The 26,763-nt window shown below is 61.8% G+C and carries 26 protein-coding genes; 17 read left to right on the forward strand and 9 right to left on the reverse strand.

Features of this window, described 5'->3' with window-relative positions; all coding sequences use genetic code 11:
• Window positions 1-30: 30 nt before the first annotated feature.
• Complete coding sequence (locus tag G7048_RS20395) at window positions 31-1,284, reverse strand: FAD-dependent oxidoreductase (RefSeq protein ID WP_166069894.1); 1,254 nt, start codon at window positions 1,282-1,284, stop codon at window positions 31-33.
• A gap of 594 nt (window positions 1,285-1,878) precedes the next feature.
• Here G7048_RS20395 and rpsB point away from each other — a divergent pair.
• From rpsB to G7048_RS20475, 16 genes are all read left to right on the forward strand, one after another.
• A complete protein-coding gene (gene rpsB, locus G7048_RS20400; protein WP_166069895.1) occupies window positions 1,879-2,631 on the forward strand; it encodes a 30S ribosomal protein S2 in 753 nt (250 codons plus the stop codon).
• Window positions 2,632-2,739: 108 nt separating this feature from the next.
• Complete coding sequence (tsf, locus tag G7048_RS20405) at window positions 2,740-3,663, forward strand: translation elongation factor Ts (protein WP_166069896.1); 924 nt, start codon at window positions 2,740-2,742, stop codon at window positions 3,661-3,663.
• Window positions 3,664-3,724: 61 nt separating this feature from the next.
• A complete protein-coding gene (gene pyrH, locus G7048_RS20410; RefSeq protein ID WP_166069897.1) occupies window positions 3,725-4,447 on the forward strand; it encodes a UMP kinase in 723 nt (240 codons plus the stop codon).
• 74 nt (window positions 4,448-4,521) lie between these two features.
• Complete coding sequence (gene frr, locus G7048_RS20415) at window positions 4,522-5,082, forward strand: ribosome recycling factor (protein ID WP_166069898.1); 561 nt, start codon at window positions 4,522-4,524, stop codon at window positions 5,080-5,082.
• Window positions 5,083-5,114: 32 nt separating this feature from the next.
• Window positions 5,115-5,852 (forward strand): polyprenyl diphosphate synthase, encoded by a 738-nt coding sequence (uppS, locus tag G7048_RS20420; protein ID WP_166069899.1) that lies wholly within the window; start codon window positions 5,115-5,117, stop codon window positions 5,850-5,852.
• Window positions 5,853-5,900: 48 nt separating this feature from the next.
• Window positions 5,901-6,755 (forward strand): phosphatidate cytidylyltransferase, encoded by an 855-nt coding sequence (locus tag G7048_RS20425; RefSeq protein WP_166069900.1) that lies wholly within the window; start codon window positions 5,901-5,903, stop codon window positions 6,753-6,755.
• On the forward strand, window positions 6,752-7,942 hold the full coding sequence (ispC, locus tag G7048_RS20430; RefSeq protein ID WP_166069901.1) for a 1-deoxy-D-xylulose-5-phosphate reductoisomerase: 1,191 nt from the start codon (window positions 6,752-6,754) through the stop codon (window positions 7,940-7,942). The genes G7048_RS20425 and ispC overlap by 4 nt, the downstream gene beginning before the upstream one ends.
• 25 nt (window positions 7,943-7,967) lie before the next feature.
• On the forward strand, window positions 7,968-9,344 hold the full coding sequence (gene rseP / locus G7048_RS20435; RefSeq protein WP_166069902.1) for an RIP metalloprotease RseP: 1,377 nt from the start codon (window positions 7,968-7,970) through the stop codon (window positions 9,342-9,344).
• 50 nt (window positions 9,345-9,394) lie between these two features.
• On the forward strand, window positions 9,395-11,689 hold the full coding sequence (gene bamA / locus G7048_RS20440; RefSeq protein ID WP_166069903.1) for an outer membrane protein assembly factor BamA: 2,295 nt from the start codon (window positions 9,395-9,397) through the stop codon (window positions 11,687-11,689).
• The gene (locus G7048_RS20445) at window positions 11,689-12,207 is read left to right on the forward strand and encodes an OmpH family outer membrane protein (protein WP_166069904.1); all 519 of its coding nucleotides are present in this window, start codon (window positions 11,689-11,691) and stop codon (window positions 12,205-12,207) included. The genes bamA and G7048_RS20445 overlap by 1 nt, the downstream gene beginning before the upstream one ends.
• Before the next feature lie 30 nt (window positions 12,208-12,237).
• Window positions 12,238-13,221 carry a UDP-3-O-(3-hydroxymyristoyl)glucosamine N-acyltransferase gene (gene lpxD / locus G7048_RS20450; protein WP_166069905.1) on the forward strand — a complete coding sequence of 328 codons (984 nt, stop codon included), beginning with the start codon at window positions 12,238-12,240 and terminating at the stop codon, window positions 13,219-13,221.
• Between the two features lie 12 nt (window positions 13,222-13,233).
• A complete protein-coding gene (gene fabZ, locus G7048_RS20455; RefSeq protein ID WP_166069906.1) occupies window positions 13,234-13,674 on the forward strand; it encodes a 3-hydroxyacyl-ACP dehydratase FabZ in 441 nt (146 codons plus the stop codon).
• 22 nt (window positions 13,675-13,696) lie between these two features.
• Window positions 13,697-14,485: an acyl-ACP--UDP-N-acetylglucosamine O-acyltransferase gene (gene lpxA / locus G7048_RS20460; RefSeq protein ID WP_166069907.1), complete on the forward strand. Its 789-nt coding sequence runs from the start codon at window positions 13,697-13,699 to the stop codon at window positions 14,483-14,485.
• A 27-nt stretch (window positions 14,486-14,512) separates the two neighbouring features.
• Window positions 14,513-15,682 (forward strand): lipid-A-disaccharide synthase, encoded by a 1,170-nt coding sequence (gene lpxB / locus G7048_RS20465; RefSeq protein WP_240933046.1) that lies wholly within the window; start codon window positions 14,513-14,515, stop codon window positions 15,680-15,682.
• Window positions 15,648-16,283 (forward strand): ribonuclease HII, encoded by a 636-nt coding sequence (gene rnhB, locus G7048_RS20470; protein ID WP_166069908.1) that lies wholly within the window; start codon window positions 15,648-15,650, stop codon window positions 16,281-16,283. The genes lpxB and rnhB overlap by 35 nt, the downstream gene beginning before the upstream one ends.
• A gap of 76 nt (window positions 16,284-16,359) precedes the next feature.
• On the forward strand, window positions 16,360-17,136 hold the full coding sequence (locus G7048_RS20475) for an RNA methyltransferase (protein WP_166069909.1): 777 nt from the start codon (window positions 16,360-16,362) through the stop codon (window positions 17,134-17,136).
• 77 nt (window positions 17,137-17,213) lie between these two features.
• On the opposite strand, the gene G7048_RS20480 is transcribed toward G7048_RS20475, so the two are convergent.
• The 5 genes from G7048_RS20480 to G7048_RS20500 all read right to left on the reverse strand — a co-directional run bounded on the left by G7048_RS20480 (window position 17,214) and on the right by G7048_RS20500 (window position 23,090).
• Entirely contained in the window at window positions 17,214-18,845 is a 1,632-nt protein-coding gene (locus G7048_RS20480; protein WP_166069910.1) for a DHA2 family efflux MFS transporter permease subunit, read from the reverse strand.
• Between the two features lie 24 nt (window positions 18,846-18,869).
• Complete coding sequence (locus tag G7048_RS20485; RefSeq protein ID WP_166069911.1) at window positions 18,870-20,216, reverse strand: efflux RND transporter periplasmic adaptor subunit; 1,347 nt, start codon at window positions 20,214-20,216, stop codon at window positions 18,870-18,872.
• 86 nt (window positions 20,217-20,302) lie between these two features.
• The gene (locus tag G7048_RS20490) at window positions 20,303-21,772 is read right to left on the reverse strand and encodes an efflux transporter outer membrane subunit (RefSeq protein ID WP_371747576.1); all 1,470 of its coding nucleotides are present in this window, start codon (window positions 21,770-21,772) and stop codon (window positions 20,303-20,305) included.
• 40 nt (window positions 21,773-21,812) lie between these two features.
• Window positions 21,813-22,397 (reverse strand): MarR family winged helix-turn-helix transcriptional regulator, encoded by a 585-nt coding sequence (locus G7048_RS20495; protein WP_166069912.1) that lies wholly within the window; start codon window positions 22,395-22,397, stop codon window positions 21,813-21,815.
• 219 nt (window positions 22,398-22,616) lie between these two features.
• The gene (locus G7048_RS20500; RefSeq protein ID WP_205750295.1) at window positions 22,617-23,090 is read right to left on the reverse strand and encodes a CopD family protein; all 474 of its coding nucleotides are present in this window, start codon (window positions 23,088-23,090) and stop codon (window positions 22,617-22,619) included.
• A gap of 362 nt (window positions 23,091-23,452) precedes the next feature.
• On the opposite strand from G7048_RS20500, the gene G7048_RS20505 reads away from it, so the two are divergent.
• On the forward strand, window positions 23,453-24,070 hold the full coding sequence (locus G7048_RS20505; RefSeq protein ID WP_166069914.1) for a hypothetical protein: 618 nt from the start codon (window positions 23,453-23,455) through the stop codon (window positions 24,068-24,070).
• Between the two features lie 93 nt (window positions 24,071-24,163).
• Here G7048_RS20505 and G7048_RS20510 read toward each other — a convergent pair whose 3' ends face one another.
• From G7048_RS20510 to G7048_RS20520, 3 genes are read right to left on the reverse strand one after another with little or no spacing between them, the layout of a single operon-like run.
• Complete coding sequence (locus G7048_RS20510) at window positions 24,164-24,592, reverse strand: RNA-binding S4 domain-containing protein (RefSeq protein ID WP_166069915.1); 429 nt, start codon at window positions 24,590-24,592, stop codon at window positions 24,164-24,166.
• A 26-nt stretch (window positions 24,593-24,618) separates the two neighbouring features.
• On the reverse strand, window positions 24,619-26,151 hold the full coding sequence (locus G7048_RS20515) for a hypothetical protein (protein ID WP_166069917.1): 1,533 nt from the start codon (window positions 26,149-26,151) through the stop codon (window positions 24,619-24,621).
• A 9-nt stretch (window positions 26,152-26,160) separates the two neighbouring features.
• Window positions 26,161-26,760, reverse strand: coding sequence for a hypothetical protein (locus G7048_RS20520; RefSeq protein ID WP_166069918.1), 600 nt, complete (start codon window positions 26,758-26,760; stop codon window positions 26,161-26,163).
• Window positions 26,761-26,763 lie beyond the last annotated feature (3 nt).

Genomic DNA, 26,763 nt, shown 5'->3' on the forward strand with positions numbered 1-26,763 from the left:
GCGGCGTTTCGGCCAAAATTTCTGTCGAGATCAGGCTTGGAAGCGGTGGACGCCGAACGCGTCCAGCTCCATGGTGGGCGCGGCCTGGCCGATGCGGTCGGCCAGCGCACGTGCGCTTCCGCAGGCGAGCGCCCATCCGCTGGCACCGTGGCCTGTGTTCAGCCAGACGCCAGGAATGCCGCTGGCGCCCAGCACGGGCGCGCCATCGGGCAGGGTGGGGCGAGCGCCGCGCAGAATCTGCACCTGAGAGGACGAGAGCTGCGCGCCACCCGGAAACCAGCCGGAGAGAGCGAGATAGAGCTTTTGCAGGGTGTCGGCGTGATGTTCGCCATTGCCGTAACCCAGCTCGGCTCCGCCTGAAACCCGCACGCGCATGCCTTGTCGGGAGATGGTGATGCGGTGCAGTGGATCGATCACGGAGCCTTGCGGTGCGTGTGTGTCTTCGCGCAGCGGCGCGCTGATGGTGTAGCCGTACACGGGTGCCATCGGCAGGTTCAGTCCGTTGCCGCGCAGCAGTGCGGCGCTGGCGAGACCGGCGCAGAGCACGACGGCATCGGCGCGGCGCGGTGCGGATTCGCCTGTGATCTGCACACCTGTGGGATGCGTGGTGATTGACTTCACCTGCGCATTGAAACGAAAGCGCACACCATGCTCCTGCGCCGCATAGCGCAGCACCTGGGCGAACAATCGGCAGTTGGCGGCTTCACCATTGCTGGCATGCAGCGCGCCCAGGAGCGGCGCATCGGAGGAGAGTCCGGGTTCGATCAGGCGGGCGCCATTGGCATCAAGCTCGCTCAGCGCATGGCCGGCTTCTCCCATCACTTCGGTGGCGGGTTGCATCTTCTTGAGGTCGTTCTTGTGGCGCAGCAGCACGAGCGTGCCCTGGCTGGTTTCGATGTCGACCTGAAACAGCTCGACCAGCTTGCGTGTGCGCTCCAGACTGAACTGGCCCAGACGTTCCAACGCCTGCAAAGTGGCGAGGGCGGAGGGCGCGCGGCCCGCCTTGCGCCAGCGGCGCAGCCAGCGGTATTCGGCCAGACCGGCTCCGCGCGCCATGCGAAAGGCCGGCTGGCGGCCCCAGAGCAGATGGTTGGAGTGGATGCCGACCGCGGGGCTGGCCCAAGGGATCAGCAAGGAGGGTGCGAGCAGCCCGGAGCTTGCAAAGCTGGCTTCTTCGGCGGCGGCGCTGCGCTGTTCGTACACCGTGACCTGGTGTCCGTCGCATGCCAGTTCATAAGCGGTGGCGACTCCCACAATGCCAGCGCCCACAATGGCTATTTCCATGAAATCTCAACTATTTCGTACAGTGATGCCACCCGATCGGGTCGTGCAGTGTCGGTGTGGCAGGGTCAATCCCGTCCCTTGTCCGGGTCGGTCATCGGCACCTGATTTCCGTCACGCCATTGTGGCAAAACCATGGATTGTGCGCTGGCTGGCGGGGCTCCATCGTCAGTCGAGCACGCAAATTTTCGGCCGCAGGCAAACAAAAGTGAACCAAAGTGAACTGATGTGTGGGCCGCTCTCCATGGGCGCACCGTGAAGTTCGCCGATGAAGGTGACATGTTCATGGCTGAAATGCAAAACATCCCAAGCCGTGGCGATGCGCGCATTCGTGCACGGTTTTGGGGCGTCGGCGGACTTTGCGCGGAGTGTTTCTCTGTGCCGGGTGGAGAAGTTGTTCGGAACCGGTCGCGGCTCGTGCTAGAATCCTAGGGTTTTGCCGAATGCTGTCTTCGCTGGATGTTGATCCGGTGATATGCACAGCAGGGTGCAAGGCAATCGCAAACCGGCCCCGTCAAGGTGTCGCCGCAGGGCTTGAATGGCCTTGCTGGTGATTAATCGGGGCTGGATTTAAGACCCAACCTTTGGAGTATTCCTATGTCCGTCACTATGCGCGAAATGCTGGAAGCCGGTGTCCACTTCGGTCACCAAACCCGTTTCTGGAACCCCAAGATGGCTCCGTTCATCTTCGGTCATCGCAACAAGATTCACATCATCAACCTGGAAAAATCGCTGCCGATGTTCCAGGATGCTCAGAAGTTCGTGAAGCAACTGGCTGCCAACCGCGGCACCATCCTGATGGTCGGCACGAAGCGTCAAGCCCGTGAAATCCTGAAGGAAGAAGCGCAGCGCGCTGGCGTGCCTTTCGTTGACCAGCGTTGGCTGGGCGGCATGCTGACCAACTTCAAGACCGTGAAGACTTCCATCAAGCGTCTGAAGGACATGAAGGCTCAGCAAGAAGCTGGCCTCGAGTCCATGAGCAAGAAGGAACAACTGGTGTTCTCCCGCGAACTCGAAAAGCTGGAAAAGGACATCGGTGGTATTCAGGACATGACCGCTCTGCCGGACGCAATTTTCGTGATCGACGTGGGCTTCCACAAGATCGCCATTGCCGAAGCCAAGAAGCTGGGCATCCCCCTGATCGGCGTGGTTGACTCCAACCACTCCCCAGAAGGTATCGACTACGTGATCCCCGGCAACGATGACTCTGCAAAGGCCGTGGCGCTGTATGCACGTGGCATCGCTGACGCAATCCTCGAAGGCCGCGCCAATGCGGTGAACGACGTTGTCAAGGCTGTGCAAGCCGAAGGCTCCGACGAATTCGTGGAAGTGGACGAGGCCGCTGCCTAAATAGACCGGGCCGCGCGATTCGTCGCGAGAAAAAGCGGGGCCTCTGATGAGCCCCCTTTTTTTTAGCCTGCAAACCGTAACGAACTGAATAGATTCTGGAGAAATACGATGGCAATTACCGCAAGCATGGTCGCTGAACTCCGCGCCAAGACCGACGCTCCCATGATGGAATGCAAGAAGGCTCTGACCGAAGCTGATGGCGACATGGCCAAGGCTGAAGAGCTGCTGCGCGTCAAGCTGGGTACCAAGGCTGGCAAGGCCGCTTCGCGTATCGCTGCTGAAGGCGTGATCACCGCATTCGTGGACGGCAACGTCGGCGCGCTGATGGAAGTCAACAGCGAAACTGACTTCGTGTCCAAGAACGACAGCTTCATCGGCATGGCCAACGCTGCTGCCAAGCTGGTCGCTGAAAAGAACCCTGCCGACGTGGCTGCTCTGGGCGCGATCGCCTACGAACAAGACACCTTCGGCCCGACTCTGGAAGACGTGCGCAAGGGCCTGATCGGCAAGATCGGCGAAAACATGTCCTTCCGTCGCTTCAAGCGCTTCGAAGGCTCGAACCTGGCTGTCTACCTGCACGGCACCCGCATCGGCGTGATCGTCGAGTTCGAAGGTGACGCCGTGGCCGCCAAGGACGTGGCAATGCACATCGCCGCCATGAAGCCCGTGTCGCTGTCTTCCGCTGACGTGCCTGCCGATCTGATCGAGAAGGAACGTTCGGTTGCTACTGCCAAGGCAGAAGAAGACAAGGCCAAGGCCATTGCTGAAGGCAAGCCTGTGCAGTCCGATGAAATCGTCGCCAAGCGTATCGACGGTGGTGTGCAGAAGTTCCTGAAGGAAGTCTCTCTGTACAACCAGGTCTTCGTGAAGGCTGCTGATGGCAAGCAGACCGTCGAGCAAATGCTCAAGGCTGCCAACACCACGATCAAGTCGTTCACGCTGTACATCGTGGGTGAAGGCATCGAGAAGAAGGTCGATGACTTCGCTGCTGAAGTGGCTGCCCAAGTGGCCGCTGCCAAGGCTGGCGCCTGATTTATCAGACGCTGACCACTACCAATCCCATTTTTATTTTTAGCCTTACGGAGAACCCCTCATGACCATCGCCAAACCAGCCCACAAGCGCATTCTGCTCAAGTTGTCTGGTGAGGCGCTGATGGGGGACGATCAGTTCGGCATCAACCGCGCGACCATCGTGCGGATGGTGGAAGAGGTCGCCGAAGTCACACGCCTTGGCGTTGAAGTGGCGGTGGTGATTGGTGGTGGCAACATCTTCCGTGGTGTGGCTGGCGGCTCCGTCGGCATGGACCGCGCCACGGCGGATTACATGGGCATGCTGGCGACCGTGATGAACGCGCTGGCGCTGGCCGATGCCATGGACAAGCAGGGTCTCACCGCACGCGTGATGTCCGCCATCGCGATCGAGCAGGTGGTTGAGCCCTATGTGCGCCCGAAGGCGCTGCAGTATCTTGAAGAAGGCAAGGTGGTGGTGTTTGCTGCCGGCACCGGCAATCCCTTCTTCACGACCGACACCGCCGCTGCGCTGCGCGGTGCGGAAATCGGGGCCGAGCTGGTGCTCAAGGCCACGAAGGTGGATGGCGTGTACACGGCCGATCCACAGAAAGACCCCACAGCGACCCGCTATGCTTCGCTGACCTTCGACGAGGCCATCAATCGCAACCTCGGCATCATGGACGCCACCGCTTTCGCGCTGTGCCGCGACCAGCGTCTGCCGATCCGCGTGTTCTCGATCGTGAAGCCCGGCGCACTCAAGCGAGTGGTTATGGGTGAAGACGAAGGCACACTGGTGTACGCTTGAGGGTTTTGCAGCTCTCGTGACTTGGCGTTCGGGCGAATCATCGATCGAACGCGTTGCTGGCTGAGGAGAACAATATGACCATCGCCGATATCAAGAAAACCACCCAGACCAAGATGGACCAGTCCATCGAGGCTCTCAAGAACAATCTGGGCAGGGTCCGTACGGGCCGTGCCAACCCGCAGCTGCTCGACACGATTCACGTCGAGTACTACGGCTCCATGGTGCCGCTGTCGCAAGTGGCGAACGTGACGCTGCTCGACTCGCGCACCATCAGCGTTCAGCCATGGGAAAAGAATCTGGGCGCCAAGATCGAAAAGGCCATCCGTGAAAGCGATCTGGGTCTGAACCCCGCTTCCATGGGCGACCTGATCCGCGTGCCCATGCCGCCGATGAGCGAAGAGCGCCGCAAGGAAATGACCAAGCTGGCCCGCACCGAAGGCGAAAACGCCAAGATCGCGATCCGCAATCTGCGCCGTGATGCCAACGAAGGCGTGAAGAAACTGGTCAAGGACAAGGAAGCTTCCGAGGACGATCAGAAGCGCTCCGAAGCCGAAGTGCAGAAGCTCACCGACAAGCACATCGCCGACATCGACACACTCGTGGCGGCCAAGGAACAGGAAATCATGGCCATCTGATCGTTGGATCGGATCGCCCGCATTTTTTGTCCATGCCAACTTCTCCTAGCGTGGTCCCGCATCACATTGCCGTCGTCATGGATGGCAATGGCCGTTGGGCCACTCGCCGTCTGTTGCCGCGTCTGGCGGGGCACAAGCAGGGCGTCGATTCGCTTCGACGTTGCGCGCGTGCCTGTGTCGAGCGCGGCGTGGGCGTGCTCACCGTTTTTGCGTTCTCTTCGGAGAACTGGAATCGCCCGGCCGATGAGGTCTCCGGCTTGATGGATCTGCTGGCCAAGGCGCTTTCGCGCGAGGTGCCGCAGCTTCACAAGGATGGCGTGCAACTGCACTTCGTGGGTGACAAGGCGAGCCTGTCGGAGAAGGTGCGCGAAGGTCTGCAGCAGGCCGAAGCCATCACCGCAGGCAACACGCGCCTGATCCTCAATGTCTGCTTCAACTACGGCGGACGCTGGGACATCGCGCAGGCCGCAGCCTCGCTGGCTGCGCGCGGCGAAGCCATCACCGAAGCCAGTCTCGACAAGGCCATGGCGCTGTCGTTCGTGGCCGATCCCGATCTGCTGATCCGCACGGGCGGGGAGATGCGCATCAGCAACTTCCTGCTGTGGCAATGCGCGTACTCGGAGCTGTATTTCAGCGATCGTCTCTGGCCGGAGTTCGACGAGGCCGCGTTGGACGAAGCGATTGCCGCGTATGCTGGTCGCGAGCGCCGCTTTGGCAAGACTTCGGCGCAGGTTCAGAAATCATCCCGGTCCACTGGGTCGCGGGCCTGACGGCCAGTCGAACCGGCTGACCATTCGAGATCGAGAAGGGGCTGACGGATGCTCAAACAACGTGTCATAACGGCCCTGGTGCTGCTGGCCATTCTGCTGCCGGCGCTGTTCGCATCGAACACCCTGCCATTCACCGCCATCCTGCTGATCTTCATGTCGGCAGGTGCATGGGAGTGGGGTCGTCTGAACGGACTCAAGGGCGCTGCTGCCGTTGCGGTGAGCGCCGTCTGCCTGATTCTTTGCGCCGTGAGCTGGCAACTGGGCTGGACCACGACGCCCCTGCCGTGGCTCTGGACGGTCGCCGGTGCCTGCTGGGTGCTGGGCGGTGCCTATCTGCTGCGCGCTGGCGTGGCGGGCTGGCCGAACATTCCGAAGGCAATTCGCCTGATCGGCGGCGTGCTGGCTCTGTGGACCGCATGGCTGGCGGTGGTGCAGGCGCGCCATATCGGCATCAACTTTCTGCTGTCGATTCTGGTTCTGGTCTGGGCGGCCGACATCTTCGCGTACTTCGCGGGCCGCACCTTCGGTCTCAAATTCACCAAGAACAAACTGGCGCCCGCCATCAGCCCTGGCAAGAGCTGGGAAGGCGTCTGGGGCGGCATGATCGGTGTGATCGTGCTGGCCGTTGTCTGGGTGGCGCTTGACGCTTCCAATCAAGTGTCGGTGTCCAGTTTTTATTCGCGTCTGGCGGCCAAGGGATACTGGTTCCTGCTGCTCGGCGCTGTCTTCATGGCCGCGATGAGCGTGGTGGGCGATCTGGTGGAATCACTGGTCAAGCGCAGCGCCGGAATGAAGGACAGCAGCAACCTGCTGCCCGGTCACGGCGGCGTGCTCGACCGCATCGATGCGATCCTGCCCGCCGTACCGCTGGCCATGATGCTTACTTACTTTGCAGCTGCATGACGACGAAACAACGTCTGACCGTTCTGGGCTCCACGGGCTCCATCGGTACCAATACGCTTGATGTGGTGGCTCGCCACCCCGACAAGTACGAGATCTTTGCGCTTTCTGCTTCCACGCGCGTCGACCTGATGCTCGCGCAGTGCGCGCAGTTCAAGCCGCGCTACGCGGTGATGGCGAGCGCGTCGCACGCCAAGGAACTGGCTGAAAAGCTCAAGGCCAACGGTCTAGCCACCGAAGTGCTGCAGACGCCCGATGCGCTCAACACCATCGCTGCACACGAAGACGTGGATGCGGTGATGGCTGCCATCGTCGGCGCTGCCGGTCTCGCGCCGTGCATTGCTGCTGCGCATGCAGGCAAGCGCTTGCTGCTCGCCAACAAGGAAGCCATCGTCGTGGGTGGCGAAGTCTTCATGAACGCGGTGAAGCAGGGCGGTGCAACGCTGCTGCCCATCGACAGCGAACATTCGGCGATTTTCCAGAGCCTGCCCGAAGACTCTTCGACATGGGCGCGACGTGTCGATCACATTCTGCTGACTGCTTCGGGTGGCCCGTTCCGCACGCGCGACCCGAAGACGCTGCGCGACGTCACGCCCGATCAGGCCTGCGCGCACCCGAATTTCGCGATGGGCCGCAAGATCTCCATCGACTCCGCGACGATGATGAACAAGGCGCTCGAAGTGATCGAGGCCCGCTGGCTGTTCGATCTCACGCCTGAGCAGATCAAGGTCGTGATCCATCCGCAGCAGATCATCCATTCGATGGTGCAGTTCGTGGATGCTTCCATCATCGCGCAGCTTGGCACGCCCGACATGCGTGTGCCGATTGCCGTTGGCCTCGCCTGGCCCGAGCGCATCGTCAGCGGCACGCCCGTGCTCGATTTCGCCAAGCTGGCAGCGCTCACTTTCGAGGAGGCCGATGCTGCGCGCTTTCCCGGTCTGCATCTGTCGTGGCAGGCGCTGCGCGCGCCGCAGGGCACGACCGCCGTGCTGAACGCGGCCAACGAGGTGTCGGTGGCATCCTTTTTGAACGGGAAAATCCGTTTCGACCAAATTCATGCCATCAACCTTGAAACTTTGGAGCGTGTAGTGCCGTCCAACCCGGATTCGCTCGACGCGCTGCTGGCGCTGGACGCACAAACCCGAGCCGCCGCGCAGGATGCGGTGGCCCGAATCGGAACCACGGTCTGATTCGCATCTTTCAGGAGACCTTCACATGCTGCTGACCATTGTTGCGTTCGTCGTGGCACTTGGCGTGCTGATTGCCGTGCACGAGTACGGCCATTACCGCGTGGCTGTGGCTTGCGGCGTGAAGGTGCTGCGTTTTTCTGTGGGCTTCGGCAAGCCGCTGCTGCGCTGGCAGAAGAAGGGCTCGCCGACCGAATTCGTGCTCGCGGCATTTCCGCTTGGTGGCTATGTGCGCATGCTCGACGAGCGCGAGGCACCGGTCGCGGCCGAAGAGCGCCATCTGGCATTCAACACCCAACCGCTCAAGTCGCGCGCGGCCATCGTTGCGGCCGGGCCGCTGGCCAATCTGCTGCTGGCTGTGGTGCTTTATTCGGTCGTCAACTGGACCGGCGTGGACGAGGCCAAGCCCTTGCTTGCCAATCCGGTGGTGGGTTCTGTGGCCGAGAAGGCCGGTCTGCAAGGCGGCGAACTGGTGGTTGGCGCGGCGCTTGGTGATGATGAAATCGAGCCGGTTCAATCGTATGAAGACGTCCGCTGGCTGCTGACGCGCGGCGCACTGGACGGCCAGAATGCGCGCCTTTCCGTGCAGAACCCCGGCAGCCTGGGCGCGCGCGAAATCACCCTGAATCTGGCGTCACTCAACGCCACGGACGCCGATCTGGAGCTGTTTCGCAAGATCGGCATCATGAGCCCCTGGACCAAACCGGTGATCGGCGAGGTGATGCCGGAGGGCGCTGCGGCGCGCTCGGGCCTCAAGGAAAACGATCTGGTGCTGCGCGTCGGCAGCAAGGACATTGTCGATGGCCTGCAGTTGCGCGAGCTGATCCGCAACTCGGTGATCGATGGCAAAGCCACGACGCAGACATGGCATGTCGAGCGCGAAGGCCGCCAGATGGACGTTGCAGTCACTCCTGAAGTGTTGCAGGATGCAAATGGTTCCTATGGTCGTATCGGGGCTTTTGTGGGCAAGCCGCCTGAATTGGTGACCGTCCACTATGGTTTTGCGGAAGGCATCTGGAAGGGCGTTCAGCGCACTTGGGAAGTCTCCGTGCTGACCCTGAAAATGATGGGCCGCATGGTGATCGGACAGGCGTCGCTCAAGAATCTCAGCGGTCCGCTGACGATTGCCGACTACGCCGGAAAATCCGCCAGCATGGGCCTCACGCAGTATCTGATCTTCATGGCATTGATCAGCGTTAGCCTCGGCGTGCTGAACCTGTTGCCTCTGCCCGTTCTGGATGGGGGGCACCTGATGTATTATCTTTGGGAAGGACTGACAGGTCGCGGCGTGTCCGAAGCCTGGATGGAAAGGCTTCAGCGGGGCGGCGTTGCCGTGTTGCTGGTGATGATGTCCATCGCCATGTTCAATGATGTCACCCGGTATGTAACCCGGCTTTTTGGCTAAAACATTCGCCACACGGTGCTGCGGTACTGGGTACTGGCTTCGATTCACACATGAAAAAACAATTCAATCGCTTGGGCATGCGTACTGCAACAGCAATCGCTGCCATGGTCTTTGCAGCTCAAGCTTGGGCGTTGGATCCCTTCAGCGTTCAGGACATCCGTGTGGAAGGTCTGCAGCGCGTCGAGGCTGGTACCGTCTTCGCTTCGCTGCCACTGCGTGTGGGTGACCAATACACCGACGAAAAGGGCGCTGCCGCGATCCGCGCGCTGTTCGCTCTGGGGCTGTTCAAGGACGTGCGTCTTGAGGCTGCAGGCAACGTTCTTGTGGTGGTCGTCGAGGAACGTCCGACCATCGCCGATGTGGAATTCGCCGGCACCAAGGAATTCGACGCCGACACGCTCAAGAAGGCCATGCGCGATGTGGGTCTGACTGAAGGTCGTCCATTCGACAAGGCGCTGGCCGACCGCGCCGAGCAGGAACTCAAGCGCCAGTACATCAACCGCAGCATGTACGGCGTGAACGTGGTGACCACGGTGACGCCCATCGAGCGCAATCGTGTGAACCTGACCTTCTCCGTGGTGGAAGGCGAACCCGCCAAGATCAAGGACATCCGCATCGTGGGTGCCAAGGCGTTCAGCGAAGGCACGCTCAAGGACCAGTTCGATCAGGACACCGGTGGCTGGCTGAGCTGGTACACCAAGTCCAACCGCTACTCGCGCGCCAAGCTCAATGCCGATCTGGAAACCCTGCGCTCGTACTATCTGTCGCGCGGCTACCTGGAGTTCCGCATCGACTCCACGCAGGTGGCGATCTCGCCCGACAAGCAGGACATCTCGATCACCGTGAACGTCACCGAAGGCAACGCCTACGTGGTCTCCGGCGTCAAGCTCGAAGGCAACTACCTCGACCGTGACGACGAATTCAAGTCGATGGTCACGATTCGTCCGGGCGAGCCCTACAACGGCGACAAGGTGGCTGAAACCACCAAGGCCTTCACGGATCACTTCGGCAATTTCGGCTACGCCTTCGCCAAGGTCGAAGCCGTGCCTGAAATCGACAAGGAAAACGACCGCGTGGAACTCGTGCTGCGCGCTGAGCCATCACGCCGCGCCTATGTGCGCCGCATCAACGTGAGCGGCAACAACCGCACGCGTGACGCCGTCATCCGCCGTGAATTCCGCCAGTTCGAATCGTCCTGGTACGACGCCGACAAGATCAAGCTCTCGCGCGACCGTGTTGACCGTCTGGGCTTCTTCACTGAAGTCGATGTCGAGACGCAGGAAGTGCCGAACTCGCCCGATCAGGTCGATCTGGTCGTCAACGTGAAGGAAAAGCCCACCGGCTCGCTCACGCTGGGTGCCGGTTTCTCCAGCGCCGAGAAGATCTCGTTGTCCTTCGGCATCAAGCAGGAAAACGTGTTCGGTTCGGGCAACTATCTGGGCGTTGACGTCAACACCAGCAAGTACAACCGCACCATCGTCTTCAGCACCACCGATCCGTACTTCACCAAGGACGGCATCTCGCGCACGCTGGATCTGTACTACCGCACGGCCAAGCCCTATGCGGACATGGGCGGCGACTACCAGTTGATCACTGCAGGCGGCAGCGTGCGCTTCGGCATCCCGTTCAGTGAAATCGATACCGTGTTCTTCGGTGCGGGTCTGGAAAACACCCGCATCAAGGAAGGCACGAACATGCCTGCGGCCTACCTCGCCTACATGCGCGACTATGGCTCCAGCAGTTTCGCGATTCCGCTGACCATCGGCTGGGGCCGCGACAGCCGCGACAGCGCACTGGCACCCAATTCGGGTCGCTACCAGCGCCTGAATACCGAGCTGTCGCTGGCAGGCGATGCCCGCTACGTGAAGGGCAGTTACCAGTACCAACAGTACGTGCCGCTGAACAAGAAGTTCACGCTGGCATTCAACGGTGAACTGGGTCTGGGCAAGGGCCTGAACGGTCAGCCGTTCCCCGTGTTCAAGAATTACTACTCCGGTGGTCTGGGATCGGTGCGCGGCTTCGAGCAAGGTACGCTCGGCCCTCGCGACATCACCGGCTCCGTGCTGGGTGGCCCGAAGAAGGTCACTCTGAATGCTGAATTGATTGCGCCATTCCCGGGCGCAGGCAATGACCGTACGCTGCGCGTCTTCGGCTTCGTCGACGTCGGCAATGTGTACGGTGAAAAAGAAAATTGGGAGTTGAGTGAAATGCGCGTGTCGACAGGTTTGGGGTTGAGCTGGATTTCCCCTCTTGGTCCATTGCGTCTTGCTTTTGCGCAGCCCGTGCGAAAATTCGCCGGCGATAGAATCCAGAAATTGCAATTCCAGATCGGAACATCTTTCTAATGACATCCCTTTCCCGTCATCTTCCCTTGGTCGTTTTGCTGGGCAGCATGGCTGCCGCAGTGCCAGCGCAAGCTCAGGACTTCAAGGCCGGCTTCGTCAACACCGATCGCGTGTTCCGCGAAGCCAATTCCGCCAAGGCTGCTCAAACCAAGCTGGAGCAGGAATTCTCCAAGCGTGAAAAAGAGCTGGTCGATCTTGGCAATACGCTGAAGAGCGCCACCGACAAGTTCGAACGTGAAGCGCCCACCCTGTCCGAAAGCCAACGTGCCTCCAAGCAACGTGCTCTGGCTGATCAGGACCGTGACTTCCAGCGCAAGCGTCGTGAGTTCCAGGAAGACCTGAGCTCGCGCAAGAGCGAAGAGCTGGCAACCGTGCTCGATCGTGCCAACAAGGTGGTCAAGCAAGTCGCCGAAGCCGAAAAGTACGACGTGATCCTGCAGGAAGCCGTGTACATCAACCCCAAGCTGGACATCACCGACAAGGTGATCAAGGCCATGAACGCTGGCAACGGCAAGTAATGTGATCCATCTGGTAGCGACAGGTATTGCGTGAGCTTGCGTCTAGGACAGATCATCAATGAACTGGGAGGCAGTCTTGAGGGAGCAAGTGCAGAGGTGGAAATCTCTCGCATCGCACCCCTTGAGACAGCCGGGCCCGGCGAACTGGCCTTTCTGAACAACCCGCGCTACCAGAGCCAACTGGCCGCCTCACGGGCGGCCTGCGTCATTGTGGCTCCTGCGATGCGCGATGCCGCGCTCGCGCGCGGCGCGTGCATCGTCACGCCCGATCCGTATGTTTATTTCGCGCGCGTCACACAACTGTGGAAGCGCGAGCATGCGACCGGCGACAAGCACGGCATTCACCCGAGCGCCGTGGTCGATCCCGAGGCCTTTGTCGATCCCACCGCCTTCATCGGTCCGCTCTGCGTGGTGGAGCGGGGTGCGCGCATCGGCGCGAACACCGTGCTCAAGGCCCGCGTGAATGTGGGCGAGCGTTGCGTCATCGGGGACCGTTGCATTCTCCATCCGGGTGTCGTGATCGGTGCCGACGGCTTTGGCTTTGCGCCCGAGCGCGGCGACTGGGTCAAGATCGAGCAACTGGGCGCGGTCCGCATCGGCAACGACGTGGAAATCGGCGCCAACACCTGCATCGACCGTGGTGCGCTCGAAGACACCGTGATCGAGGACAGCGTCAAGCTCGACAACCTCATTCAGATCGCGCACAACGTGCACATCGGCCATCACACGGCCATGGCGGGGTGCACAGCGGTGGCCGGAAGCACGAAAATCGGTGCCCATTGCATGATCGCGGGCGCGGCTTCGATCATCGGGCACCTGCAGATAGCGGACAATGTGCACATTTCCACGAACACCGTGGTCATGCGCTCGATTCCGCGCGCTGGGCACTACACGGGAGTTTTCCCGTTCGACGACAATGCGAACTGGGAAAAGAACGCGGCCACGCTGCGCCAGCTCTACAAGCTGCGCGAACGGGTCAAGGCTCTGGAACAAACAATCAAAAACGACGGTTAGACCGCTGAAAACATGATGGACATTCACCAAATCCTCAAGCTGCTTCCACACCGCTACCCCTTTCTGTTGGTAGACCGTGTGGTCGAGCTCGAGCGCGGCAAGCATATTCAGGCGATCAAGAACGTCACCATCAACGAGCCTTTCTTTACTGGCCACTTTCCGGCACGCCCTGTCATGCCTGGCGTGCTGATGCTAGAAGCGCTGGCGCAAGCCGCTGGCCTGCTGTCGTTCGACATGATGGGCGAAGCCCCCGGCGACGACAAGGTGTTCTACTTCGTCGGCATCGATGGCGCGCGCTTCAAGCGTCCGGTCGAGCCGGGTGATCAGCTGATCCTCGAAATCGATCTCGACCGCATCAAGGGCGGCATCTACAAGTTCAAGGGCGTGGCGCGCGTGGGCGACAGCATCGCCTGCGAAGCCGAGATCATGTGCACCATGCGTACCGTGGCCTGACTTTTTTCTCGAAGGTCGGCCCGTGTCCAATATTCATTCCACTGCCATTGTCGATCCTGCTGCGCAACTCGACAGCACGGTGACGGTGGGACCGTATGCGGTCATCGGCGCGCATGTGCGCATCGGCGCACGCACCAGCATCGGGCCGCACTGCGTGATCGAAGGTCACACCAGCATCGGCGAAGACAACCGGATCTTCCAGTTCGCATCGCTGGGCGGCGTGCCGCAGGACAAGAAATACGCGGGCGAGCCCACGCGTCTTGAAATCGGCAATCGCAACACGGTCCGCGAGTTCTGCACCTTCAATCTCGGAACCGTGCAGGATCGGGGCGTCACCAGCATCGGCGACGACAACTGGATCATGGCCTATGTCCACATCGCGCACGACTGCGTGGTGGGCAACCAGACCATCCTCGCCAACAACGCGACGCTCGCCGGCCATGTGCAACTGGGCGACTGGGTGATCGTCGGTGGATTGACGGGCGTGCACCAGTTCTCGCGCATCGGCGCGCATGCGATGGCCGGCTTCGCCAGTCATATCTCGCAGGACGTGCCGCCGTTCATGATGGTGGACGGCAATCCGCTGGCCGTGCGCGGGCTCAACGCCGAAGGCCTGCGCCGCCGTGGTTTCTCTGCCGAGCGCATCGCCGCGATCAAGCAGGCCTACCGCGTGCTGTATCGCCAGGGCCTGACGCTGGAAGCATCGATCAACGCCCTGAGTGCGCTGATCGAAGAGCACCCCAGCGCCGCAGCCGACATCGCGTTGCTGCGTGACTTTGTCGCCGCCTCGCAGCGCGGCATTGCACGCTGACGGAAAGCCGTGTCGTCAAAGCCTCCCATGCCTGCCAAAAGCAGTCCCCAAGTAGCCATGGTCGCCGGAGAAACCTCCGGCGATTTGCTTGCTGGGTTGCTGCTCGATGGTCTGCGCGACAAATGGCCCGAGGTCCAATCCTTCGGCATCGGCGGCCCGCAGATGCAGGAGCGCGGCTTTGATGCGTGGTGGCAGAGCGAACGCCTTGCGGTGCATGGCTACAGCCTCGAGTTGCTGCAGAAAATTCTCGGCCTCTTCAGACTGCGCGCGGAGTTGCGCGACAAGCTGATCGCCCAACCTCCCAGCGTCTTCATCGGTGTCGATGCACCCGATTTCAATCTGGGCCTCGAGCAAAAGCTGCGTGAGGCTGGCATCAAGACCGTGCATTTCGTCTGCCCGTCGATCTGGGCCTGGCGAGCGAACCGCGTCGACAAGATCCGCGCGAGCGCCGATCACGTGCTGTGCATCTTCCCGTTCGAGCCCGAACTGCTGGCCAAGCATGGCATCGCAGCCACTTACGTGGGTCATCCGCTCGCGCGTGTGATTCCGATGGTGGCCGACAAGCAGGCTGCGCGCGCGCAACTGGGTCTGTCTGCTGATGACGAAGTGCTCGCCATCCTGCCGGGCAGCCGCTCGGCCGAGGTCAAGTTCATCGCCAAGCCGTTCTTTCAGGCGGCTGCGATTCTGCTCAAGCAGCGCCCAAGGCTCAAGGCCGTCGTGCCCGCCGTGCCCAAGCAACGAGAAAAAATCGAAGCCATGGCGCGCGAATGCGGCGTGGCAGATCGTCTGCAGATCGTCACCGGCCAATCGCACGCGGTGCTGGCCGCCTGCGACTGCACGTTGATTGCCAGCGGTACGGCCACGCTCGAAGCGGCGCTGTACAAGCGACCAATGGTGATCTCGTATCACATGCATCCGATCAGCTGGCGGCTCATGAAGCGCAAGCAACTGCAGCCCTGGGTCGGTTTGCCCAATATTCTGTGCGGCGAATTCGTCGTGCCCGAACTGCTGCAGGATGCGGCCACGCCCGAGGCGCTGGCGGCTGCCGTTGCTCAGTGGCTGGACGCGTATTCGCAGCAACCCCAAAACATTCTCACGCTTGAAAAGCGCTTCACCGAGCTTCACGAGAGCTTGCTGCGCGATACACCGAAACTGGCCGCTGATGCGATCGAAAAAATCCTTGTTGCCAAGGGCTGAACAGGCCAGCTTTGACTGGCATCCACCGGGTCTGATTGCAGGCGTCGACGAAGCGGGGCGCGGTCCATTGGCCGGCCCTGTGGTGACCGCTGCCGTCATCCTGGACGACATGCACCCGATTGCAGGCCTTGCCGACTCCAAGGTGCTCACCGCCGCCAAACGCGAAAAGCTCTTCGACGAAATCCGCGCCAAGGCGCTGTGCTTTTGCATCGCCGAAGCGTCCGTGCAGGAGATCGACGAAATCAATATCCTGCAAGCCACGATGCTGGCCATGCGCCGCGCGGTGATGGGCCTGCGCCTCAAGCCCGTGCGTGTACTGGTCGACGGCAATCGCTTGCCGCAACTCGACGTTCCGGCCGAGGCCATCGTCAAGGGCGATGCGCTGGTGCAGGCGATCTCCGCAGCGTCGATTCTCGCCAAGGTCACACGTGATCGTTGGTGCGAGCAACTGCACCAGCAGTATCCGCAATACGGTTTCGACGCGCACAAGGGTTACGGCACGGCAGTGCATCTGGCGGCGCTGCAGGAATTTGGTGCATGCCCCGAGCATCGCCGCAGTTTTGCGCCCGTGGCGCAGGCCTGCACGCCGCGCGACGTGTGATCAATGAGCGCGCGGGACTCGTTTCCCCACCCGGTGTAAGCTGAGCGCTGCACCCGTTTTTTTGGATTGAAGTGACATGGCAGCAGCAACCCCCTTGGTGATCCAATCGCGCGACAACGCGCTGCTCAAGGACCTGCGCCGCCTGTCGCAGGACAGCACCGCCTACCGCAAGCAGGGCCGCGTCTGGCTGGAGGGCGATCATCTTTGCAGCGCCGCGTTGGTGCGCGGCATGCAGCCGCAGATTGCGGTGTTTGCCGAATCGTTCTGGCCTTTTGCGCCTACTGAACTCAAGCAGGCTGCCGAGAAAAACGTGCTGATCGCCGATGCACTCTGGCGCGACATCAGCGGCTTGGAGTCGCCCGCACAAATGGGCTTTGTGATGGCGCTGCCCGACGCCAATGCGCTGGATGTCAACGCCCCCACCGTGGTGCTCGATCGCCTGCAGGATGCTGGCAATGTCGGCTCCGTGCTGCGCAGCGCATCGGCCTTCGGTTTCGTGCAGATCGCAGCCATCAAGGGCACGGCAGCGCTGTGGAGCGCCAAGGTCCTGCGCGCCGGCATGGGTGCGCACTTTGCGCTTCGGTTGGTCGAAGGCCTGAGCGAAGAAGACATCTCCACGCTCCAGGTTCCGCTTCTGGTCACCAGCTCGCATCGCGGTGACTTTCTCCACCAGGCCCAACTTCCATGGCCCTGCGCCTGGGTCATGGGGCATGAAGGACAGGGCGTCTCACCCGCACTGGAAGAGCGCGCTACAGCACACATTCGCATTGCCCAGCCGGGCGGCGAGGAGTCGCTGAACGTGGCGGCTGCAGCGGCGATCTGCCTGCATGCCAGTGGAGCAGCACGAAGCTGAACCCCGCCGCAGGTGAGCAGTGCCGCGATTTGCACTGGCCGTTTGCTTGGCTTCCCGTTTGTTTTGCGTGGGCTCGCTCAGTGCGCTCCGGCCGCCTCCGCTCCACCGCCGCCATGTGGTGCGGGTCGCTTGGTCAGCCAGATCAGCACGATCAGCGACAGGAACAGGAACGATGATGCGAGGAAGATGTCATCGGCTGCGCGTGTGTAGGCCTGTTGGTCGATCAGTCGGTTGATCTGCGCGAGCGCCTGTTCCTGGGACAGACCTGCGGCCTTCAAGCCTTGCAGCGTGACGCCGAAAACCCCCTGGCCTTGAATCAGCCCTTCGGTCAAATGCGCGTGGTGCATGGCGGCGCGGTTGTCCCACAGGGTGGTGGCGATCGACGTGCCCATGGCGCCTGCGGTGATCCGCACGAAGTTGCTCAAACCAGCGGCTGCGGGGATGCGGTCGGGCGTGAGTCCAGCCAGCGTGATGGTGGTCAGCGGGATGAAGAAGAACGCCATCGCTCCGCCCTGGATCAGCGTCGGGATCAGGATGTGGTTGAAGTCGGTGTCGGTGTTGAAATGCGAGCGCATCCACAGCACCAGTGCGAACACCATGAACGCGAGCGTCGCCATCTTGCGCGGGTCCCACACGGTGACCTTGCGGCCCACGAGCGGGGTGAGGATGATCGCGAAGATGCCCACTGGCGCGAGCGCCATGCCGGCCGTGGTGGAGGTGTAGCCCATCCATTGCTGCAGCCACAGCGGCAGCAGCACGACGTTGCCGAAGAACACGCCATAGGCAATCGACAGCGCGATGGATCCGGCTGCGAAGTTGCGGCGTTTGAACAGGCGCAGATCGACCACCGGGTGTGCGTCGGTCAGATCCCAGATGACGAACACCACAAAGCTGATCACGGCGACGACGGCCATGGCGATGATCTCGGTGGAGGCGAACCAGTCGAGTTCCTTGCCCTTGTCGAGCATGAGTTGCAGCGCACCGACCCAAAGCACGAGAAGCGCCAGCCCGACGGAATCGATGGGCAGCTTCTGCGTGGGCGTTTCGCGCGAGCGGTAGATGTTCCAGGTGAGGAAGGCCGACAGCAGGCCCACGGGCACGTTGATGTAGAAGATCCACGGCCAGGAGATGTTGTCGGTGATCCAGCCGCCCAGCAGCGGGCCGACCACGGGCGCGACCAGCGTGGTCATGCCCCAGAGCGAGAGCGCGACACCGGCCTTCGATGCCGGGTAGCTCGACAGCAGCAGCGTCTGCGACAGCGGGATCATCGGCCCAGCGACCAGGCCTTGCAGCACGCGGAAGACGACGAGCATTTCCAGCGACGAAGCAAAGCCGCACAGCCACGAGGTGAGCACGAACAGCAGCACGCTCATGGTGAACAGGCGCACGGCACCGAAGCGCCGCGTGAGCCAGCCGGTGAGCGGCACGGAGATGGCGTTGGCCACGCCGAAGCTGGTGATCACCCAGGTGCCCTGGCTCGGGCTCACGCCCACATCGCCCGAGATGGCGGGAATGGCGACGTTGGCGATCGAAGAGTCGAGCACGTTCATGAACGTGGCAAGCGACAGGGCGAGTGTGCCCATCGCCAGCGTTGCGCCGCTCAGCGGTTTGGGTGGCGCAGGCATGGCCGTTGGGGGTGGCAGCGAGGCCGCGACGGCGCTTTTGTCGCTGTCGTCTGGCATTGCGCCGGAGGTGGTGGAGGCAGTCATGGATGAGGTGCGATGACTGTGGGATTACTTGGAGACTGTGTTGCTGACGACAGTATTTGCCACCGCGCTGGCTTGCGCGAGCTTCTCGCTGGCAACGGGCGCGGCGTCGCTGGTGGGCGTCAGCGCAGGCAGGTTGCTGAGCGGTGCCAGACTCTTGCCTGCAATGATCTGCGCGATGCGCGCTTCGGCTTCCGGCATGGCGTTGCCGTACAGGGAGGTCTGCGCCACCGGCGTCTTGCGTGGATCGGCCGCAAGCGACGCGCCGTTCTTGTCGCGCACATCGACCTTCACCAGCATCGACAGACCGACGCGCAGCGGATGGTCCTTGAGGTCTTCAGGTGCAAGGCTGATGCGCACGGGCACGCGCTGCACGACCTTGATCCAGTTGCCGGTGGCGTTCTGCGCGGGCAGCAGCGAGAACGCAGCGCCCGTGCCAGCGCCGAGGCCGACAATGGTGCCGTGGTAGGTCACCTTGTCGCCATACACGTCGGCGACGAGTTCGGTCTTCTGGCCGATGCGCAGATCGGCGAGTTGGCTTTCCTTGAAGTTGGCATCGACCCAGAGATTGTTCAGATCGACCACGGTCATCAGCGGCGCACCCGCAGCCACGCGCTGGCCGAGCTGCACGCCGCGCTTGGCGACAAAGCCTTGCACGGGCGAGATCAGGCGCGTGCGCTCCAGCGCCAGATAGGCCTCGCGCACCTTGGCGGAGGCGGCCAGCACAGCGGGGTAGTCGCTCGAATTGCTGCCCTTGGTGGTGGCCTCGGCGGCGTCGAGCTGCGCGCGCGCGGCGTTCACAGCGGCTTGCGCTGCGACCACGGCGTCCTGCGCCGACTTGGCTTGCGTTTGCGCGTGATGGAATTCTTCCTGACCGACCGCGCCTGTCAGCGTGAGCGGACGGCGGCGTGCCACGTCGTCCGCCGTGCGCGAAGCCTCGGCCTTGAGGCGCGAGAGATCGGCTTCCTTGGCGGCGACCTGCGCCATCAGCGGCGCGTTGTTGGCATACAGCGTGCGGGTCTGGCGCACGATCTGCGCGAGTTGCGATTCGGCCTGCGACAGGGCGACCAGCGCATCGGCGGTGTCGAGCTGCACGAGCAGCAGGCCAGGCTTCACAAAATCGGTGTCGTCCGCGCCGATGCTGGTCACGGTGCCGCCGACCTGTGGAGTGATCTGCACCACGTTGCCGCCAACGTAGGCGTTGTCCGTGGTCTGGTAGTTGCTGGAGACCATCCAGTGGTAACCACCCCAGGCGATGGCGGCCACGACGACGGCTGCTGCCACGGCGGTCAGGCCCTTCTTGCGGCCTTGTGGATTGGCGGCTGGAGCTGCCGCAGGGGTAGAGGCGTTGGCTGGCTTGGTGTTGTCGGTCATGGTGTTCGGCGCTCTGTTATTCGTTGAAATTGGTTTTGCTGCCTGGGGCTGTGTCGTTCTTCAGCCGGAGGATGGATCTGGATGGCTTATGGCTGCTTGCTGACTTGCACGCTGGCGGTGTCGTACTGCCAGCCGCCGCCAAGGGCGGCCATCAGCGCGACGCGGGTGTCGAGTTCGCGTGCACGCAGATCGACGGCCAAGCGGCGCTGGTTGATCACCTGACCTTCGGTGTTCAGCACCACGATCTGGCTGGCGAGACCTGCCTTGTATCGCTGCACCGCAAATTCATAGGCACGCTCGGCCTTGATGAGCGATTCGCTTTGCAGCTTCTGCTGCCGTTCAAGCGACTGCACCGAAGCAATTGCATCGCCCGCCGACTTGACCGCGTCGAGCACCGTGCCGTTGTATTGCGCGATGGCGGTGTCCAGATCGGCTTGCTTGCCGCGCAGTTGTGCGCGCAGTCGTTCGCCGTCAAAGATCGGCAGACGCAACGCGGGCGTCACGCCCATCTGGCGCGAGCTGCCTTGAAACAGCTTGTCGAAACCGATGGCGTTCAGACCGATGAAGGCGGTGATGTTGATGTCGGGATAGAAGTCCGCACGCGCACTGGCGATGCCTTGGGTTGCGGCTTCCACGCGCCAGCGCGCGGCGACCACATCGGGACGACGACCCAGCAGATCGGTGCCGAGCACTGTGGGCACTTGCTCAACCTTCAATGCATCGAGCTTGGGCGTGAGACCGTTCTGCGCCTCGGGCGCTTGCGCGCACAGCACGGCAATCGTGCGGCGGGAGAGGGTGATCTGCTCGCTGAGCATTTCGATCTGTGTACCGGCATCGGGCAGAGCGGCTTCGGCCTGCGTGAGTTCGACCTGGCTGTCGAGGCCCTGACGCGTGCGTTGCTGGCTCAGGTCGAGCAGCGATTGGCGTTGCGCGAGTGTGCGCTTGGCCACTTCGCGTTGGGCCAGCAAGCGCGCGAGCGTCACATAGCTGCGCGCGACCTTCTCTGCGATCTGGTTGGCGGCAGCGGCGCTGTCCGCCTTGGCTGCGCGGGCCTGGCCGAGAGCGGCTTCGAGCTCGGCGGCGTAGCGGCCAAAGAAATCGGGCTTCCAAGATAGACCGGCCTGAATGTCGCCGGTGTTGTAAGTGTGGCCCGCGATTGGCGCGGGGATCATGCCGTTCTCGGTGTAGTGCTGGCGCGAGCCGCTGGCCGAGACGGTGCCATGAATGTCAGTGGCCGTGCTGCTGGCCTGCGCGAGTGCGGCGGCCTTGTCGAAGCGCGCGTGGCTGGCAGCCACGCTGGGGCTGCCTTCAAGCGCAGTGTTGATCAGCGCGTCGAGTTGCGGGTCGGCCAATTGCTTCCACCATTGCTGCGCGACCACGGTTTCTGCCTGCGCGCTCAGGCCCACGTTCTGTGGATCGATCTGCGGGAAGGCTGGATGCTCGGGCCCCTGCGAGGCGCAACCCGCCAACGCGAGTGCGGCGAACAGGACCGTGGTGGCGGCCGGAAAACGAAGCGCGCCCATCGCGCTCATGGGATTGAAACGAGGGAGTGACATGATCTTGTTGTGCGTTGGTATGTCTGTCGAAACGGGAATCTCAGCGTGGCGCCACGCGATGGGTTGCCGGATGGATGAGGCAGTCGGGTGCGGGCTTCATGCCCTCGTCGGTGAGCGGTCGTGTGCGCATGGCGTCGCCATTGACGATCATGCGTTGCAGCATGGTGACCAGCATCTGGCATTCCTCATGGCTGAACCCGGCCAGATGGCAGTTGAGCACGCGCGAGAGCACGCGCGGCACGTCGGCGGCAATGCGGCGGCCTTCGTCGGTCAGCACCAGATGCACCACGCGGCGGTCCGAGGTGGAGCGCTCGCGGCGCAGCAGGCCCTTGGCTTCGATGCGGTCAAGCGCGCGGGTCACGGAAGCCGGGTCCATGCCCAGATCCTTGGCCAATTGCGCATTGGTGGTTTCGGCGCACAGCATCAGTTTGTACAGCGGCAACCATTGCACATAGGTCAGCCCGTGCACTTCGAGCTGCGCATCCGCCTGCTGGAGGATGGAGCTGAGCACCCGCCGCATCAGAAACCCGGCGCTTTCGGTGGGTGTGTATTCGTGGGGCTTGTAGAAATAGGTTCGCTCGTCGTCGGGAACCACGACGGAAACTACCGGGCTGTCACTGGGCATGATGAGCTTGTCTGTGCAATAGTTGTCATATCAAATATTTCGGATCGAATTATTGCACGGAGCTTTTTCGGCTGCCCGACACTGACGCGATGAGGGTTTTTGGGAGAGACAGAGCAGGCTGGAAGACGTTCAGCCGAGAGCGCAGGCGAGGGGCTGGAGAGTGCCCCTGCGAGTGGCGACCGGGCTGCGCGCTGGCCCGGCCGCTGTGGGAAGCAAGAATCAGCCGAGCGGAAAACGCATGGCGGCGATGATCACCAGACCCAGCGCCAGATTGAAGGCCACCCACTTGCGGATGCTGCCCAGCGCCGCGCCACCGGCAGCCCAGTCATTGGCCTCGACGGCATTGTTCAGGCGCTTGTAGAGCGCGAAGCGGATGTGACCGAACACGGCCATCATGATCAGGCCCAGCACGCTCATCACGATCCACGACAGCGGCATAGTGAACTGCGCGCCCGCCTTGGCGGCCATGCCATGCACCGCGCCGATCAGCCCGATGCCCGAGAGCAGGACCAGCAGCACGAGGATCAGCACCACCGAGAAAAACCTGCCGAGCACATCGCGCATCAGCTTGACGCGCACGGGTGCCTCCAGCTCCTGCAGGGCGGGGCGCAGAAAGAAATGGGCGAAGAACATGCCCCCGACCCAGATGACGATGGAGATCAGGTGGATCAGTTTGAGGATGATGAACAGCACGGCGTGAGTACCTTCTTGTGGGTGGATTGAGTTTGTAAGTGGGTGGGCTATTGTCGGCCGATTGATCCGTGTGCGTGTTTTGGGCAGGTTGGTTGCAGGTGATTGCACATTCAGCCGAACAAAAACGATGACTTGCACGCAGTTGTCAAACTGCATTCACCGAATAGGAGTAGGGGCGCAGTCGGGCATTCCGTCAGCGCGAAGTGCCACTATGAGGGAAAATCTCCAATAGTGAGTTTTCGCGCGTTCATTCGACCCTTCCCGTGCCCATCGCCTTTTCTGCCAAAAAACACGATTCCCTCAATGGAGTCTCGACCTCCGGTCGCAACGCCCGGACCGGTTCGTCATTCTCGAACGGGATCTTGCTGCTGGGACTTCTGACAGCGCTTCCGCTGGCCACTGTCTTGCCACAGAGCTGGGGCTGGGAGAACGGGGTGCTGGAAAACTTTCAGGTCGTTATCCTGATGTCGGGTTGCGTGACCGCCATCTGGGCCGCGTTCAAGCAATCGGACGCCGCGACCCGAGCGGCATGGTGGGCGGCTGCTCTGATCTGGCTGATCCTCGCGGGCCGCGAACTGGCATGGGGTGCCGCATTTCTGCCCCCCTTGGGATTCAACGATCACGGCCCCGTCATCAGCTCGCGCGTGCTGTGGTATCGCCCGGCGGTGCCCTGGGTTTGCGCGGGGCTGCTGCTGGTCGGGTTGATTGCGATGTGGAGGAGCCATGCGTTCAGCCGATTCCTGTTGCGACTGCTGCGCGACCACGTCTGGCCTTGGGGCACGATGGCGTTGATTGCGGCCTGCATGATCCTGTCGGCCGTTTCCGAAGGACATGGCAAGCTGCATGTGCCGATGTTGGATGTGTCGGCGCTGATCGTGGCGGAAGAGGTGTTCGAGACCTGGGCGTACATAGGCATCTGGCTGGTCCAACGGCAACTGATTCGCCACACCGCACGCTGGGCCAGATCGCTGTATTACTGAATCCCTGAGTTTCTGAATTGCTGAGACTGCGGGCTTCATCAATCCCGCTGCCGGAATGATTCGACCGCGCATCGAATGGGGGGCTGCGGCAGACTACTCGTCCAGCGACGCACTCCAGCGGTCACCCCAGCCCGTGCTGCGCGCCTTGTCGATCTCGCGTCGGTCGCGCTTGGTGGGGCGGCCTTCGGTGAGCGTGTCTGAGGGCTCGGGAGCCAGGCGGCGCTTTTCGGCGGCTTCGGCACGGGCTTTCTGGCTGGCTTCGGTTTCGGTGTAGAGCTGCTGCGCGACAGGCGCGGGGCCGCGCATGTTGCTGAGCGCCTGCACGAGCACGATGCGCTCGACCACGCCCTGACGCAGCGTCACAGTGTCACCCACCCGCAGCTCGCGTGCGGCCTTGGCGTTCTGGTTGTTGACGGTGACGCGGCCCTTGCCGATTTCTTCGACGGCGATGCTGCGGGTCTTGTAGAAGCGGGCGCACCAGAGCCATTTGTCCAGGCGCATCGATTCGAGGGGTTGGTTCATCGTGTGAATTGTGCCGCAACGTGCAGTCATCGTCTGTCGGATGGATCGGCTTTCAATGCGCACTCGGAACGGTCGATCTGTTGGACGCACCAGCGCGTCGGGGCGGCGAGGATTTTTTGAATCTCTGCGTCGCACTCTGAGTTGCTGGCGGCGACGCATTGCACGATCACGGTATCGGTGGCATCGAAATTCTTTTGAATGAATGCGCGCGCGCTTTCCGCATTGCCGATGCCGCGGTAGGTGAGGCCGAACGCAGGTGCGCCGCGCATCATGTCTCTGTGCACGACGGGCCAGACGGTCCAGTAGTCGCCACTGTAGAAAGTCTGCGACTGCGGCGCGATCTGGTCGGTTTTCTTGTAGATCTCGTAGCTTTGGATTGGCGTGAATGGCCGGTGCAGCGTGCCAATGGCCGCGATGCCAAAAGCGATGGCGATGCCGACGCTCGCGGCGCTTCCGACGTGAGCCATGAAGTAACTCAGTTGAATGGCGATCACCGCAGTCATTGCGAATAGGGCAAAGGTGAAATAGCGCCAGTGGTAAGCATTGCGTTCAACCCAGGTGTGCGCCGAGAAGAATAGTATCCAGGTGACTGCAAAGACAAGCAGCACCACAATGACCAAAGCATTGTGGGAAGCGTTTGCCGACGGAGAAATCGTTGGCCTTGCGGGCTTTGAACGGCGGGCGATCAACGAGCCAAAGCCCATGACCATGCTGCATGCCAACCAGACCCCGATGCCCATGCCGGTCCACGGCGACTGCATTGCGCCGGTCAGATTGAGCAGCACATGGCGCAGGCCTGTGAAGAGTTGTTGGGGATGCACTGCGTAGTAGTCACCTCCACCGTACATGCGCGCGACGAAGTACCAGAACACAAAAGCGACGACTGTGGAACTGCCCAATATCCAGCCACTGATGCGGATGGCGCGAAGACGCAGCAACATGATCACGACACAGAGCGCTGCGGTGAACAGGGTGGCCGGGTTGATTCCCACACTGAGAAATACAAGGGCAACGGCAAGAAGACTGCGAGCAAGGGAAGTCTGCCGGGAATGCTTGCTCGTTCTTTGCCAGAGCAGCATCACTGCGCAGCCTTGAAGCAGCAGCGACAGCGTGTATTCGGGGTGTCCGATGATCAGGTCAAAAAGCGCGAATGCATGAAAGGCAAGCAGGATCAGCGATGTGAGCGTGACAAAGCATGCGGTCGTGATCCATGCGCGATGCCGTGAACGTGGCGTTGCCAGCATGCAGGAGAAGTGCGCAAGCATCCACAGCAAAAGCAGAAAGAAAACCGAATTCAGGTAGAGGATGAAATACAGATTCAGCGCCGGGTCACGGATGAACGAGGCAAGCAGCGCAACCGCATTGAGCAGCCGACTTTGCCCCCAATAGAACAGGGTGACGTTCTGCAGTGACATCACCGAATTGAGGATGACGTCGGCGTTCAGCGCTTGAGGCGCAAGGCCGTTGACCGCCGCATGCGCCGCAATGGCGATCCACAGAAGTCCGAGTGCAACTGGCGCAGTGCTGTGCCAAGGTGTGGGATGGGTGCTGCTTCTCATGGATGCCGTTCAGCGGCACAGGTAGTCTGGCGCCGGTGCCGAGTGCGCGAACGGGTCCACGAGGGCGTCGGAGTAGTTGCCGTTGATGAGCCGTTCTTTCGGCAGAAAATGGCGTCGGAAAAATCGGCTCGATGACGCGAGAAATTCTCCGCGCTGGGTGAGGCGTATGCATCCATCGGGCCGGATGACGATGGTGCCCGACGCCACTTGCTCCGTCAGGCGGATGTCCATCAAACGGTGCTCGCGCACGTATTCGTCCTTGAACACCTGATCGATTTTGGAGAGCTGTATGCCACCTCCGCGCTGCTGCAGCTTCTCGATCAGGTAGAACGAGAGCGAGCGATCAATGACCGTCGGAACGCTGATGGCCAGGGCGTAGCCCGTCAATGCGGCGATGGCGATGTTCTGCAGCTTCTCGAAAGGGGCCAACCCACGAAAGGGTGAAGTGCACAGCACCAGCGCGTATGGCACCAGTGCCAGCAGGGCCGCTGCAATGGCCGAATAGAAGACCACATTCACCCGCAGAAGATGGATGTAGAGGTAGTAGCTGAGGATTGCCAGCACCACATATGCCAAGAGCGCCGCGACAGAAAGAGCAAACTTTTTCATGGC

Source organism: Diaphorobacter sp. HDW4B (assembly GCF_011305535.1).
Taxonomy (GTDB): domain Bacteria; phylum Pseudomonadota; class Gammaproteobacteria; order Burkholderiales; family Burkholderiaceae_C; genus Diaphorobacter_A.

Bases quoted from the DNA above. Each gene is read 5' to 3' on its own strand.
- ispC (WP_166069901.1), top strand. From the start codon at position 6,752: ATGACGACGAAACAACGTCTGACCGTTCTGGGCTCCACGGGCTCCATC.
- G7048_RS20515 (WP_166069917.1), bottom strand. From the start codon at position 26,151: ATGAGAAGCAGCACCCATCCCACACCTTGGCACAGCACTGCGCCAGTT.
- fabZ (WP_166069906.1), top strand. From the start codon at position 13,234: ATGATGGACATTCACCAAATCCTCAAGCTGCTTCCACACCGCTACCCC.
- G7048_RS20490 (WP_371747576.1), bottom strand. From the start codon at position 21,772: ATGTCACTCCCTCGTTTCAATCCCATGAGCGCGATGGGCGCGCTTCGT.
- uppS (WP_166069899.1), top strand. From the start codon at position 5,115: ATGCCAACTTCTCCTAGCGTGGTCCCGCATCACATTGCCGTCGTCATG.
- G7048_RS20520 (WP_166069918.1), bottom strand. From the start codon at position 26,760: ATGAAAAAGTTTGCTCTTTCTGTCGCGGCGCTCTTGGCATATGTGGTG.
- G7048_RS20425 (WP_166069900.1), top strand. From the start codon at position 5,901: ATGCTCAAACAACGTGTCATAACGGCCCTGGTGCTGCTGGCCATTCTG.
- bamA (WP_166069903.1), top strand. From the start codon at position 9,395: ATGAAAAAACAATTCAATCGCTTGGGCATGCGTACTGCAACAGCAATC.
- G7048_RS20510 (WP_166069915.1), bottom strand. From the start codon at position 24,592: ATGAACCAACCCCTCGAATCGATGCGCCTGGACAAATGGCTCTGGTGC.
- G7048_RS20495 (WP_166069912.1), bottom strand. From the start codon at position 22,397: ATGCCCAGTGACAGCCCGGTAGTTTCCGTCGTGGTTCCCGACGACGAG.
- rnhB (WP_166069908.1), top strand. From the start codon at position 15,648: ATGCGATCGAAAAAATCCTTGTTGCCAAGGGCTGAACAGGCCAGCTTT.
- G7048_RS20485 (WP_166069911.1), bottom strand. From the start codon at position 20,216: ATGACCGACAACACCAAGCCAGCCAACGCCTCTACCCCTGCGGCAGCT.
- G7048_RS20475 (WP_166069909.1), top strand. From the start codon at position 16,360: ATGGCAGCAGCAACCCCCTTGGTGATCCAATCGCGCGACAACGCGCTG.
- pyrH (WP_166069897.1), top strand. From the start codon at position 3,725: ATGACCATCGCCAAACCAGCCCACAAGCGCATTCTGCTCAAGTTGTCT.
- rpsB (WP_166069895.1), top strand. From the start codon at position 1,879: ATGTCCGTCACTATGCGCGAAATGCTGGAAGCCGGTGTCCACTTCGGT.
- G7048_RS20480 (WP_166069910.1), bottom strand. From the start codon at position 18,845: ATGACTGCCTCCACCACCTCCGGCGCAATGCCAGACGACAGCGACAAA.
- G7048_RS20395 (WP_166069894.1), bottom strand. From the start codon at position 1,284: ATGGAAATAGCCATTGTGGGCGCTGGCATTGTGGGAGTCGCCACCGCT.
- lpxB (WP_240933046.1), top strand. From the start codon at position 14,513: ATGCCTGCCAAAAGCAGTCCCCAAGTAGCCATGGTCGCCGGAGAAACC.
- G7048_RS20445 (WP_166069904.1), top strand. From the start codon at position 11,689: ATGACATCCCTTTCCCGTCATCTTCCCTTGGTCGTTTTGCTGGGCAGC.
- rseP (WP_166069902.1), top strand. From the start codon at position 7,968: ATGCTGCTGACCATTGTTGCGTTCGTCGTGGCACTTGGCGTGCTGATT.
- frr (WP_166069898.1), top strand. From the start codon at position 4,522: ATGACCATCGCCGATATCAAGAAAACCACCCAGACCAAGATGGACCAG.
- tsf (WP_166069896.1), top strand. From the start codon at position 2,740: ATGGCAATTACCGCAAGCATGGTCGCTGAACTCCGCGCCAAGACCGAC.